The organism is Pseudomonas sp. PLB05 (assembly GCF_021106615.1).
Taxonomy (GTDB): Bacteria; Pseudomonadota; Gammaproteobacteria; order Pseudomonadales; family Pseudomonadaceae; genus Chryseomonas; species Chryseomonas benzopyrenica.
Window position 1 is genome coordinate 774,684 of record NZ_JAJOHO010000002.1, and the last position, 13,134, is coordinate 787,817.

Below are 13,134 nucleotides of genomic sequence, written 5' to 3' on the forward strand. Positions count from 1 at the left end.
CCTGCAACAGATTGACCGCCAGCAGCGGCCCACGCTCCCGGGAAAGTGTTGAAAGCTATGACATCCAGCCGGATGGCGTGGCGGCATTGGCCAGGACGAAGCGCGGCGCCTCGGCGGCGGTGAGCTGCTGCCAGGCCTGCTGCAGGGCCCTGTCGTCCAGGGCGGCCAGGGCTGCTTGCAAGGGCGCGAGATCCAGCGCACCGCTGCGCTGGAAGCCCCACCAGAGGCGCTCGGCCAGAGCGGAGCGTTGAGTGGTGGCGGGGCTGAAGTCGCGTACCAGCTGGCGGATGTCCTGCGCCAGCGTCGCGGACTCGGCCTGTATGGCGGCCAGGCTGTCAGCCAAACCGCTCTCGATTTCCGCCAGGATCTCCGCCGCCCGCGCATGGGGCGACTGGACACCGATCAAGAGGCCGCTCTGATCGCCCAGCTGGCGATAGGCGGAAAACACCGCATAGCCCAGTTGCCGCTCGCTACGTAGGCGCTGGAACAGCGGTCCCTGCAGGCGCGCCGCCAGCAGCCGCCAGGCGGCTTCGGTGGTGGGGCGCGCATCGGGTTGCGGACAGAACAGCAGCAACGCTTGCTGGGCGTCGGCGCTGGGTTCGGGGTGCCAGTGGCGACCGGTGAAGCTGTGCGACTCGCCCAGCGGCCCTGCCTGGGGCCGAGGCGGCGGGGTGACGGCGGCCAGGGATGCCTGCGTCGCCTTGGGCAGGCCGCAGGCCAGGGCTTGCCAGCGCGGTCCGCCTTCACTGACGGTTAAAGCCATGCCGTTCGGCAGTCGCTCGGGCAGGACCTTGAGCAACTGGCGGATCAGCATGGGTTCGGGTGGTACCACCGATGCCGGTCCGATGTTATCCAGCTCTGCCACCAGCCTGTCGAGCGCCTGCTCCAGCACCGCCGTCAGCGCCGCGGCCCAGCCGTGCAGCCGCAATTCCCAGGGTGCCCCAGGTGGACTCCAACGTAGGCTCACGCCCGCCTCGGCGGCCAGCCGCGGTAACGCGCCCAGCACCTGGGCGTCCGGCGCGACCGGTGCCGGCCCCGGCCACCGCCAGCCCAGGAACAGCAGGCCTTCGCGCTGCTGGGGCGCGAGGGCGAGGCTGATTGGCCAGGGTTGCGTAGCCGGGGTACCTGGAGTGCCCGTGTCAGCGAGCAAAGGATTGGACGGTGGCAGGGCGAAGGTGGCGGCGACCGGTGCCGTAACGCTCGGTAGATCGGCCAGGCCGGCGGCGAAGCCGCTGAGCCGTTCCGGCAGCAACTGAGCGAGTAGCCGTGGCCAGGCGGCCTGGGCGGCAGCCGAGAGGACCGGTTGTGGCCAGGTGTTTCCCTGCCGATCCAGCGAGAGGCGTTCGCCCAGGCGCCGCACCAGCGCCAGGGCGGGCAGGGTGGCCCATTGGCGCTGGACGCGTTCGGCATGGCCCTGCTGCAAGGCAGCCAGGGGCGTCTGGCGCAGGGCAGCCAGCCAGGCGAACAGGGCGCGGGTCAGGTCGTTGGGGCTGGCCTGGGGACCGGGCGAGAGATCCAGCCGGAGCAGGCCCTGGCGTGCCTGGCGATAGGGCCAGGCGAGGCTCAGGCGTTCGGCCAGGCCCGCCTGGCGCAGGGTCATGGGCAGACCACCGGGCTGGTCGCCCAGCAGCAGGGCTTCCAGCAGCTCGGCCGCTTCCCAGCTGCCGGGGGGCAGATCGTCGAGGGCGAATTGCAGGGCCAGCATTGGCGGCGAGGCGCTGCTGGTCTGCCAGTGTTCGCCTGTAGCCGGGAGTGATCGAGGCATTGCGCTGCTGGGTGCAGGGCCGGAGGGCAGCAGGGCACCGTGCTCGCGGGCCAGCTCTGCCAGTTCGGCCAGCGATTGCGGCCCGGCCAGCACCAGCAGGGCGTTCTCCGCGCAGTACTGCTGGCGCTGGAAGTCGCGCAGCGCCCTTTGGAAGGCAGGGCTTTGCAGCGGCAGGCTGTATCGGTTGCCGGCATGGAAGCCGGCGGCTGGATGGTCCGCGGGCAATCCGGCCGCCAGGGCCAGATCGCGGCGGGTATCGGCGCTGCGCGACCAGGCGATGAATTCGGCGTGCAACACCTCGCGCTCGCGGCGCTGGGCGTCCGCTGCCAGCAACGGTGCGGCGAGCATGTCCAGCAGGCGAGCGAGGCCGGCGGCCAAGTGCTCTGGCGCCAGGGCGAAGAAGAAGTCGGTGGTGGTCTCGCGGGTGCTGGCGTTGAGTTCGCCGCCCAGACGCTGCACCAGCGGCATCAAGCCGTCCGTCGCCGGATAGCGACGGCTGCCGAGAAAGAACAGGTGTTCGAGAAAGTGCGCCAGCCCCGGATAGGCCCGCGGTGCCTGGTGACTGCCGGCGCCGATGCGCACCAGGGCGGCGGCCTGGGGCAGCTCGGGATCGTGCAGCAGGGCGACGGCCAGGCCGTTGGCCAGGCGCAGGCGGCGGTGGTGGGGCGGGGAGCTGGGCATGGGGGTAGCTTAACCGAGTCGGGTTGACGGGATGGAGCAGGGTTTACCCTCACCCCAGCCCTCTCCCAGGGGGAGAGGGGGAAGAGCGGTTGGGATGTCTGGGTTTGCCCTCACCCCGGCCCTCTCCCTGAGGGAGAGGGGGAAGAGCGGGCGGGGTGCCTGGGTTCACCCTCACTCCAGCCCTCTCCCAGGGGGAGAGGGGGAAGGGCGGGCCGGTCTTGCGATAGAGAGAAAACCCAGGCGAAAAAAATCCCGGCCAGGCCGGGATTTCGGGGTGGGGCGAGGGGGTTCCAACAGGATGTCAACGTGCTTGAAGCATCTTCGCCCCAGACCCTCTCCCGGAGGAGAGGGGAGTTCGGGCGCGGGCGCCCTTACTTCTTCTCGGGCAGGGCGAAGGCCATCACGTAGTCACCCTGCTTGGTGCCCAGCGAGCCATGGCCGCCGGCGTAGACCAGCACGTACTGGCGACCGTCCTTGCCGGTGTAGGTCATGGGGGTGGTCTGGCCACCGGCCGGCAAGCGGCCTTTCCACAGTTCCTTGCCGTTCTTCACGTCATAGGCGCGCAGGTACTGGTCCAGGGTGCCGCTCAGGAAGGCCACGCCACCAGCGGTGGTGACGGTGCCGCCCAGGCTGGGCACGCCCATGGGCAGGGGCAGCGGAACCGGCGAGTTGTCGCGCACGGTGCCGTTCTTGTGCTTGTAGACCAGCTTGCCGGTGGTCAGGTCGAGACCAGCCACATAGCCCCAGGCAGGTGCCTGGCAGGGCAGGCCCAGGGGCGACAGGAAGGCCGACAGGATCACGCCGTAGGGCGCGCCCTTGTTGGGCTGGATGCCCTCGGTCTCGCTCTTGCGCGCCGGCTGGTTGGCGATCTCTTCACGGGGGACCAGCTTGGAGGTGAAGGCCATGTAGCTGGGGTTGAGGAAGGCGATCTGGCGCACCGGATCGACCGAGATACCGCCCCAGTCGAACACGCCGAAGTTTCCCGGATAGACGATCGAACCTTGGGTGGACGGCGGGGTGTAGATGCCCTCGTAGCGGTGCTCGCGGAAGGCGATGCGGCACAGCGCCTGGTCGAAGGGCGTACCGCCCCACATGTCGCTTTCCTTGAGGGTCGGCGCCGCCAGGTTGATCGAGGAGACCGGCTGGGTCGGCGAGGTGCGATCGCCTTCCACCGCGCCCTGGGGCACCGGGGTTTCGGTGATCGGGTAGATGGGCTGACCATTGGTGCGGTCCAGCACATAGATGCTGCCCTGCTTGGTCGAAGCCATCAGTGCGGGTTTCACGCCGCCTGCGGTCTTGATGTCCACCAGGGTCGGCTGACCGCCCACGTCCATGTCCCAGAGGTCATGGTGGGTGAACTGGTAGTTCCAGCGCACCTTGCCGGTGGCGATGTCGAGGGCGACCACGCCGGCGCTGTACTTCTCGGACGCCGGGGTACGGTTGCCGCCCCACTGGTCGGGCATCTGGTTGCCCATGGGCAGATAGACCATGCCGACCTTCTCGTCGACCGCCATCATCGACCACATGTTGGGCGAGTTGCGGGTATAGATGCCGTCAGCGGCGATGGGCGCGGTGGCGTCCGGATTGCCGCTGTCCCAGTTCCACACCAGCTTGCCGGTGTGCACGTCGTAGGCGCGGATCACACCGGACGGCTCGTCGGTGGAGACGTTGTCGGTGACGTGGCCACCGATGATCACCAGGTTGCGGGTCACCGCCGGCGGCGAGGTGGAGTAGTAGCCGCCGGGCGTGAAGCTGCCCATGTTGGCGGTCAGATCGACCTGGCCGTTGTCGCCGAAGTCGCTGCACACCTTGCCGGTGTCGGCGTTGATGGCGATCAGGCGGGTGTCGGCGGTGGGCAGGAACAGGCGCCGCGGGCAACTGCTGGCGGCCGGGGTGCTCTGCTCATCGACCGGGACGGCACTGCCGGTGGCCGGGCTCTGGCCCGCGGTGGTGGTGCCGGCGTAGGTGGCGTCGTCGTGGTAGGCCACGCCGCGGCAGGTCATGTGCGCCCAGCCCTTGAAGCTGTCGGCGTGCTGGGTGCTCAGCTTGGGATCGAAGCGCCAGATTTCCTTGCCACTGTCGGGATCCACGGCGATCACCTGGCTGTGCGGCGTGCAGACATAGAGCATGCCGTTGACCTTGAGCGGGGTGTTTTCCGCGGTGGTCTCCTGGGGATCGTTCGGGCCGGGGATGTCGCCGGTACGGAAGGTCCAGACGGGCTCCAGATTCTTCACGTTGTTGACGTCGATCTGCTTGAGCGGCGAGTAGCGATCACCGAAGGCGGTGCGGCCATAGGACGGCCAGTCGCCATCGGCGGCGGTCGGGGCGGCGCTTTCGGTGCCGGCGGTGTCGCGGCCCAGGTCACCGTCCAGACGGTTGTAGTTGACGAACTGGGCGACCAGGGCGACGACCGCCGCGATCACCAGCGAGCCGACCAATGGCAGGCCGCCGCTACGGCTGTCCAGCGGACGGCGGAACACCGGGATCAGCAGGACCAGGCCAAGGACGAACCAGAGCGCCAGGCGCGGCACCAGTTGCCACCAGTCGAACTGGACTTCCAGTACAGCCCAGGCGGTGGAGACCACCAGGAAGAAGGCATAGACCCAGACCCCGCTGGCCCGCCGGATGCACAGCAGGTAACCGCTCAAGGCGAGCAGCACGCCGCCGCCGAGGTAATACAGGGAGCCCCCGAGGGTGGCCAGTTTGATGCCCAGCCCCAAGAGGCCCAGGCCCAGGAGCATGAACAGGATGCCGAGTAACCTGGCAGGCAGGCCTCCCGGTCTCGCGTTGGAAGTGACAGTCATGGCAGCGCTCGCAATGCAATCGTGAAAAGAGACTTCGACTCGATCGACGACATCGCAAATCGGAACCGCATGCGGATCTGTCGTCTGCTACGTCTGAACCTGTTGTCTGTCTTATTGTTCCACCCCTTCGCCGGCTTCCTTGGCAGGAGGCTAGAGCGGTCGCGCTGAGGCGAAGCGAGGGATGGATCGGGGGCGTCGTCTGAATCGGGCGGGTAGATAGTAAGCTAAGCATTGATTGATGTCACTTCGCGATGACGGAAGGAAGGAACCCGTGGCGCGCCGTGCCTGCTACCATCGCGAGCCGTTTCCGCGATGCCTTCTGCCATGTCCGACGTGCTTGCCCTGGTCCAGGCGACCTTCGACGTCACCGCCCCGGTCTTCGCCCTGGTGCTGCTCGGCTGTGTGCTCAAGCGGCTGAACTGGATCGATACCGCCTTCATCAACACCTCGTCCGCCCTGGTGTTTCGCGCCACCATGCCGACCCTGCTGTTTCTCGGCATCCTCAAGGCCGACCTCGGCGAAGCCCTGCAACCGCTGCTGCTGGGCTACTTCGCCCTGGCCACGGTGGTGAGCTTTCTCGCTGCCTGGGGCTGGGCGATCTGGCGCTGCCCTCATGCCGATCGCGGGGTCTATGTGCAAGGCGCCTTCCGCGGCAACTGCGGCATCGTCGGCCTGGCCCTCGCGGCCACCCAGTACGGCGACTACGGTCTGTCGGTGGGCGGGATCATGGCCGGCATGGTCATCCTCTTCTACAACGTGCTCTCGACCATCGTGCTGGCGCTCTACAGTCCGCAGCTGGAGGCCAACTGGCGCACCCTGCTGCGCAGCATCCTCGGCAACCCGCTGATCATCGGCATCCTGGTGGCGATTCCCTTCGCCTATTTCCAGTGGCAGCTGCCACGCTGGCTGGACACCTCGGCGCGCTATTTCGCCGGGCTCACCCTGCCGCTGGCGCTGATGTGCATCGGCGCCACCCTGTCGCTGGCCTCGCTGCGCGAAAGCAGTGGCCTGGCGGTGGGTGCCAGCTTGTGGAAGATCGTCTGGATTCCGCTGCTGGGCGTGCTGGGCGCCCTGGCGCTGGGCATCCAGGGGCCGGCGCTGGGCATCCTCTTCCTCTACCTGGGCTGCCCGACGGCCGCCTCGAGTTTCGTCATGGCCCGCGCCGCCGGCAGCAATGCCCAGCTGGCGGCCACCATCGTGGTGCTCAGTACCCTGGGCGGGATGCTGACCACCAATCTGGGCCTGCTGCTACTGAAAGGATTCAGCTTGCTATAGGGCGCCGTCCACCAGACATCGGCGTTGTGAAAGCGTCCATCGGTTGTCCGCAGCGAAAAGTGAGATTAAGCGTAATAGTGCGGCATCGACCGTCCCAGGTCCGCTTACCTTTCCGATTGTTATCGCAGTTAGTATTTGCGAGGGGAGGGGCCGTCTACTATCCAAGCCTTTCGCGTGGTACCCATGAAACGCTCGCTCCAATTCAGCCACAAGATCCTGCTGGCGGCTGCCCTGGTGGTGACCGTCGCCCTGGCCGGCTTCGCCAGTTTCAACGCCTATCTGCAGCGCCAGGCCATCACCCAGAGCCTGGTGGCTTCGCTGGGCGAGATCGGCCGCATCACCGCCGGCAACATCGCCTACTGGCTGGATGCGCGGGTCAAGCTCATCGATAGCCAGGCCCAGGCGCTCAGCCGTGATAGCAGCCCCGCCAACGTGGCGGGGCTGCTGGAACAGAAGCTCTACAGGAGCAACTTCGATTCCACCTACCTGGGTGAGGTCGACGGCACCTTTACCGACCGCCCCCACACGCCCATGGAGGCCGGTTACGACGCCCGCCAGCGTGACTGGTACAAGGCCGCGGTCAGCGCTGGGCGACCCATCCTCACCGAGCCCTATCTCACCGCACCGCCGCAGAGCTTCCTGTGCATCACCATCGCGGCGCCGGTCCTGCAGAACGGCAAGCTGATCGGCGTGGTGGCCGGTGACCTGGTGATGGACAGCCTGATGAAGATGATCACCTCGCTGGACGCCGGTGGCCTGGGCGAGGCCTTCTTGGTGGACGGCGACGGCAAGATCCTGGTCAGCAGCCACGCCGACCAGGTGCTGAAATCCCTCAAGGACGTCTTCCCCGAGCAGACCCCGAGCCTGGCCCCGGGCTTCCACCACGTCCTGCAGGGCGGCAGCGAGCGGCTGGTGAGCTTTACCCCGGTCGCGGGCCTGCCCTCGGTCAAGTGGTACCTGGCGCTGTCCATCGACCAGGCCAAGGCCTATGCCCCGGTGACCCAGGCGCGCAACCTGGCCATTGGAGCCACCCTGGTGGCGGTGATCGCCATCATCCTGCTGCTGGGCCTGCTGATCCGCGTGCTGCTGCGTCCGTTGCACGACCTGACCCGCGCCATGGACGACATCGCCGAAGGCGAGGGCGATCTGACCCGTCGCCTGCCAGTACAGGCTCGCGACGAATTCGGCGCCCTGGCCGAGGCTTTCAACAAGTTCGTGGCGCGGATCCATACCTCGATCCGCGATGTGGCCCAGACCACCGGCGAGCTGAATCAGAGTACCCGCCGGGTGCTGGAGGCCTCGCAGTCGTCCATGCAACAGTCCGATATCCAGGCCCAGCGCACCACCAGCGTGGCCGCGGCGATCAACGAGCTGGGCGCCGCCGCCCAGGAGATCGCCCGTAACGCCGCCCACGCCTCGGGCGAGGCCAGCACGGCCCGCGCCCAGGGCGAGGAGGGGCGCGAGGTGCTCGACGAAGCCCTGCACGCCATGCAGGCGCTGTCGAGCAAGATCGGCACCAGTTGCGAACACATCGAAGCCCTCAACGGCAAGACCGCCAACATCGGCCAGATCCTCGAAGTCATCCGCGGCATCTCCGAGCAGACCAACCTGCTGGCGCTCAATGCCGCCATCGAGGCGGCGCGGGCTGGTGAAGCCGGCCGTGGCTTCGCCGTGGTGGCCGACGAGGTGCGTTCCCTGGCCAGCCGTACCCAGAGTTCGGCGCAGCAGATCCAGCAGATGATCGAGGAACTGCAGACCGGCTCGCGCGACGCCGTGGCCCTGATGCAGGAAAGCCAGCGGCAGAGCGCCCACAGCATGCAGGTCGCCAAGAGCGCCGGCGAGCGGCTGGGCAGCGTGACCGAGCGCATCGGCGAGATCGACGGCCAGAATCAGTCCGTCGCAACGGCGACCGAGGAACAGACCTCGGTGGTGGAGACCCTGAACATGGACATCAGCGAGATCAACCTGCTGAACCAGCAGGGCGTCGACAACCTTCAGGCCACTCTGGCGGCCTGCACCGCCCTGGAAGCCGAGGCCGGTCGCCTGCAGCGGCTGGTGGGCGGCTTCCGGATCTAGAGCGGAAGGTAAAAAGGTATCGCCGCTACGCTCAAGTAGTCTGATTGATACCCGATAACGAGGGCGATAGGCCATGCCTCGCACACGGCATGGCTCCCCCTCGCTACGGATGCAGACCTGTATGAAGCGACACCTGAAATTCAGCCACAAGATCCTGTTGGTCGCGGCGCTGGTGATCACCACCGCGCTGGCCGCTTCCGCCGGTTTCAATGCCTATCTGCAACGCCAGGCCATCGACCAGAGCCTGAGTGCCAACCTCGCGGAAACCGGCCGGGTCACCGCCGGCAACATCGCCTATTGGCTGGATGCCCGGGTCAAGCTCATCGAAGGCGAAGCCCAGACCCTGGCGCGGGATCGCTCGCCCGAGGGGCTGGTGGGCCTGCTGGATCAGAAGATCTATACCGGCAACTTCGACTCCACCTACCTGGGCGAAGTCGACGGCACCTACACCACCCGACCGCTGCGCAACCTGCCGGCCGGCTACGATCCGCGCAAGCGGCCCTGGTACGCGGCCGCCACCGCCGCCGGCACCACGGTGCTGACCCCGCCCTATATCTTCGCCTCCTCCGGACAGCTGGGCGTGACCATCGCCACCCCGCTGCAGCGTGACGGCCAGCTGGCCGGCGTGGTGGCCGGCGACCTCAACCTCTCGGCGCTGGTGGAGATCATCACCTCGCTCAACGTCGGCGGCCTCGGCGAAGCCTTCCTGGTGGACGGTGACGGCAAGATTCTGGTCAGCAGCCATCCCGAGCAGGTGCTCAAGACCCTCAAGGACGTCTTCCCCCAGCAGACTCCGTCCCTGCAGCCTGGTCTGCACGCCGTCACCCAGAATGGCAGCGACCGCCTGGTGAGCTTCACCCCGGTCAATGGGCTGCCCTCGGTCAAGTGGTACCTGGGTCTGTCCATCGACCAGGCCAAGGCCTATGCCCCGGTGACCCAGGCGCGCAACCTGGCCATCGTCGCCACCCTGGTGGCGGTGGTCGCTATCATCCTGCTGCTGGGCCTTCTGATTCGCGTGCTCTTGCGCCCGCTGCACGACCTGACTCGCGCCATGGCGGACATCGCCGAAGGCGAGGGCGATCTGACCCGTCGCCTGCCAGTACAGGCTCGCGACGAATTCGGCGCCCTGGCCGAGGCTTTCAACAAGTTCGTGGCGCGGATCCATACCTCGATCCGCGATGTGGCCCAGACCACCGGCGAGCTGAATCAGAGTACCCGCCGGGTGCTGGAGGCCTCGCAGTCGTCCATGCAACAGTCCGATATCCAGGCCCAGCGCACCACCAGCGTGGCCGCGGCGATCAACGAGCTGGGCGCCGCCGCCCAGGAGATCGCCCGTAACGCCGCCCACGCCTCGGGCGAGGCCAGCACGGCCCGCGCCCAGGGCGAGGAGGGGCGCGAGGTGCTCGACGAAGCCCTGCACGCCATGCAGGCGCTGTCGAGCAAGATCGGCACCAGTTGCGAACACATCGAAGCCCTCAACGGCAAGACCGCCAACATCGGCCAGATCCTCGAAGTCATCCGCGGCATCTCCGAGCAGACCAACCTGCTGGCGCTCAATGCCGCCATCGAGGCGGCGCGGGCTGGTGAAGCCGGCCGTGGCTTCGCCGTGGTGGCCGACGAGGTGCGTTCCCTGGCCAGCCGTACCCAGAGTTCGGCGCAGCAGATCCAGCAGATGATCGAGGAACTGCAGACCGGCTCGCGCGACGCCGTGGCCCTGATGCAGGAAAGCCAGCGGCAGAGCGCCCACAGCATGCAGGTCGCCAAGAGCGCCGGCGAGCGGCTGGGCAGCGTGACCGAGCGCATCGGCGAGATCGACGGCCAGAATCAGTCCGTCGCAACGGCGACCGAGGAACAGACCTCGGTGGTGGAGACCCTGAACATGGACATCAGCGAGATCAACCTGCTGAACCAGCAGGGCGTGGACAACCTCCAGGCGACCCTGACGGCCTGCACTGCGCTGGAAGCCGAGGCTGGTCGCCTGCAACGGCTGGTGGGTGGTTTCCGGATCTAGCTAGAGTGACGCCCGCTCCACCAGCGGACAGGGCAGCCGGATCAGCCCGCGGTCAGCGCGGGCCTCGATCAGATGCAGCGCGGCCTGGCGGCCCAGTTCGAAGTGCGGCAGCTGCACCGTGGTGAGGGGTGGGTGGAAGAGTTCGGCCACCCCTACCATGTTGTCGTAGCCGAGCACCGCCACGTCTGCCGGAATGCGCAGGCCGCGGGCCAGCAACCATTGATAGGCCACCAGGGCGATGCGGTCATTGCCGCACACCAGCAGGTCGGGGCGCGGCTCGTCACCGGCGAAGCGGCGCCCCAATTCGGCCGGGATTTCCTGATAGGCGTCGTCGCCGCTGAGGTCGTACTGCCGGAGCTCCGCCGTGGCCAGCCCCGCGTCGCGGCAGGCCTGCAGCAGGCCGGCCTGGCGCAGGGGCCAGGCCAGGCTGTGACGCGGCAGGTTGAGGCACAGCGGCCGTCGTGGGCCGCGCGCCAGGGCCGCGCGCATGCCAAGGTACTGGCCGGCGCCGTCGTCGGGCACATAGCAGGGTAGGTCGGCCGTCGCGTTATGGCAGTTGCTCAGCACCAGGGGGCGTTCGCCCAGGCCGATGGGAATCTCCACCTGGCACAGGTGCATGGAGCTGAAGACAATGCCATCGGGACGATGCGCCAGCATCAGGGCCACATCCTGTGGCCGCGGTCCCTCGTCCAGCAGGTTGACGATGAACAGATTCCAGTCGTGCTCACGGGCGGTCCGCTCCAGGCCCAGCAGCAGATCCACCGCGAAGGGTGTGGTGGCGGTGCCGAGGGCGAAGACCCCGATGGTCTTGCCACTGGAGTGCCCGCCGCGGGTGCGCCGGGCGGCTAGGTCGGGTACGTAGCCCAGGGTCTGGATCGCCGTCTGGATGCGCGCTAGGGTCTCGGCGCTGAGCTTGTCTGGGCTGTTCAGGGCGCGCGACACGGTCATGGCCGACACCCCCGCCAACCGGGCCACATCCTTTACCGACGCCATCCACTACTCCACCACCTGTTATCCAAGGCTGGAGTATGCCGCCTTCAGAGTTGCAGGTCGCGCAGTGTCCAGGCCTGAAGTTCGCCGAACGCCGCCTGGCCGTCATGGGCGAACAGCGCCAGCCCCTGGCTGTCCGGCTGGGGGTAGAGGCGACTGCTGAGGACCCAGGCGCCGTCGTCGACGAACACCTCCAGCGACGAACGATCGAGAAACAGCCGCAGCTTCAACCGGGCCTGCCCGGCTGCAAGGGGAATGCTGCGCACCCCGCTGACGCCACATCCGGCCCGCTCCCGGTCCAGCACCAGGCGACCGGCCTGGGCATCCACATAAAGTCGGGTCTGCTCCTGACTCGCGGCGTCGCAGCGCAGCGCCAGGCCGAAGCGCTCGGCATCGCTGCCGGCCAGGTCCAGCTCAAGCTGCAGTTCCAGGCGGTCGCCCCGGAGCGGCAGCAGGCGGCGCTCGTTGCGCAAGCGTGTCATGCTGTATTGCTGCGCGGCCCCGCGCAGACCCACCAGCTCCCGCGCCGGTCGCTGGCGCAGACGCTCGCCCTCCAGGCTGAGTTCGCGGGGTAGCGAGAGCATGCCGCACCAGCCGTGGGCCCGGCTGGGCATGGGGCTTTCCCACATGTCCAGCCAGGCCCACAGCAGGCGGCGGCCGTCGGGCGCCTCCAGGGTCTGAGCCGCATAGAAATCGTGCCCGAGGTCCAGTTCGACGAAGGGGGTGTGCGGCCGGAAGCGGCCGGTTGCGTCCAGGCGCCCCACCCGATAGCCGGTCTGGTAGAGATTGCGCCGCGCATAGCCGCTGGGTGCCAGGCCCTGGGGCGAATAGAGGAAGACCGCTGTGTCGCCGAGCCGGAACAGGTCGGGGCACTCCCACATGTAGCCGTCCGTCACGCGGCTTCCCGCCAGGGCACTGCCCAGCGCTTCCCAGCGGTGCAGATCCGTGGAGCGATAGAGCAGCAGGTGGGGGTTGTCCCCCTCTCGGGCGCCCAGGGCCAGCCACCAGGCGTCGCCCTCGCGCCAGACCTTGGGATCGCGGAAGTGCTGCAGGGCCGGATCCGGCGGCTCGATGATCACCCCGTGCTTGGTAAAGGTCAGGCCGTCCCGACTGCTGGCCAGGCACTGCACCTGGTGCAGCCCCTCGCCGTCGCGACCTGGTGTGCCGAGCCAGCGGTGGCCGGTATAGATCAGGTAGAGGGTGTCGTCCCAGACCACCGCCGAACCGGAAAAGCAGCCGTCGCGGTCGGCTTCGCTGTCCGGCGCCAGGGCCACCGGCAGGTGTTCCCAGTGGACCAGGTCGGCACTGCGCGCATGGCCCCAGTGCATCGGGCCCCACTGGGTCGAATAGGGGTGGTGCTGATAGAAGACGTGGTAATGGCCGTGAAAGAACACCAGGCCGTTGGGAGCATTCATCCAGCCCACCGGCGGCGCCAGGTGGTAGGCCGGCCGCCAGTCGTCCTGGCGCTGCGGCAGAAGATGCTGGAGGGCGGCTTGCGCATCGCGCAGGGCGGAGCTGGACATGGGCTTTTC

General features: G+C 67.9%; 7 protein-coding genes and 2 pseudogenes. 5 read left to right on the forward strand and 4 right to left on the reverse strand.

Going from position 1 to position 13,134, the window contains the following annotated elements; translation table 11 throughout:
• Window positions 1–55 precede the first annotated feature (55 nt).
• On the reverse strand, window positions 56–2,446 hold the full coding sequence (gene pqqF, locus LRS53_RS10270; RefSeq protein WP_231355799.1) for a pyrroloquinoline quinone biosynthesis protein PqqF: 2,391 nt from the start codon (window positions 2,444–2,446) through the stop codon (window positions 56–58).
• A gap of 371 nt (window positions 2,447–2,817) precedes the next feature.
• Complete coding sequence (locus LRS53_RS10275; RefSeq protein WP_173147123.1) at window positions 2,818–5,250, reverse strand: glucose/quinate/shikimate family membrane-bound PQQ-dependent dehydrogenase; 2,433 nt, start codon at window positions 5,248–5,250, stop codon at window positions 2,818–2,820.
• A gap of 333 nt (window positions 5,251–5,583) precedes the next feature.
• Here LRS53_RS10275 and LRS53_RS10280 point away from each other — a divergent pair, with 333 nt between their 5' ends.
• The 5 genes and pseudogenes from LRS53_RS10280 (at window position 5,584) to LRS53_RS23875 (ending at window position 10,612) form a co-directional block, all read left to right on the forward strand.
• Window positions 5,584–6,525 (forward strand): AEC family transporter, encoded by a 942-nt coding sequence (locus LRS53_RS10280; RefSeq protein WP_064308433.1) that lies wholly within the window; start codon window positions 5,584–5,586, stop codon window positions 6,523–6,525.
• A gap of 183 nt (window positions 6,526–6,708) precedes the next feature.
• Window positions 6,709–7,743: pseudogene (locus LRS53_RS23860) on the forward strand (HAMP domain-containing protein); the annotation flags it as partial.
• A 93-nt stretch (window positions 7,744–7,836) separates the two neighbouring features.
• Window positions 7,837–8,601, forward strand: coding sequence for a methyl-accepting chemotaxis protein (locus LRS53_RS23865; protein WP_371100587.1), 765 nt, complete (start codon window positions 7,837–7,839; stop codon window positions 8,599–8,601).
• A 121-nt stretch (window positions 8,602–8,722) separates the two neighbouring features.
• Window positions 8,723–9,754: pseudogene (locus tag LRS53_RS23870) on the forward strand (HAMP domain-containing protein); the annotation flags it as partial.
• Between the two features lie 93 nt (window positions 9,755–9,847).
• Window positions 9,848–10,612 (forward strand): methyl-accepting chemotaxis protein, encoded by a 765-nt coding sequence (locus LRS53_RS23875; RefSeq protein ID WP_375379698.1) that lies wholly within the window; start codon window positions 9,848–9,850, stop codon window positions 10,610–10,612.
• On the opposite strand, the gene LRS53_RS10295 is transcribed toward LRS53_RS23875, so the two are convergent.
• Both LRS53_RS10295 and LRS53_RS10300 read right to left on the reverse strand, forming a co-directional pair.
• Complete coding sequence (locus tag LRS53_RS10295) at window positions 10,613–11,605, reverse strand: LacI family DNA-binding transcriptional regulator (RefSeq protein ID WP_231355802.1); 993 nt, start codon at window positions 11,603–11,605, stop codon at window positions 10,613–10,615.
• A 44-nt stretch (window positions 11,606–11,649) separates the two neighbouring features.
• On the reverse strand, window positions 11,650–13,125 hold the full coding sequence (locus LRS53_RS10300) for a glycoside hydrolase family 32 protein (RefSeq protein WP_231355803.1): 1,476 nt from the start codon (window positions 13,123–13,125) through the stop codon (window positions 11,650–11,652).
• Window positions 13,126–13,134: the final 9 nt, after the last annotated feature.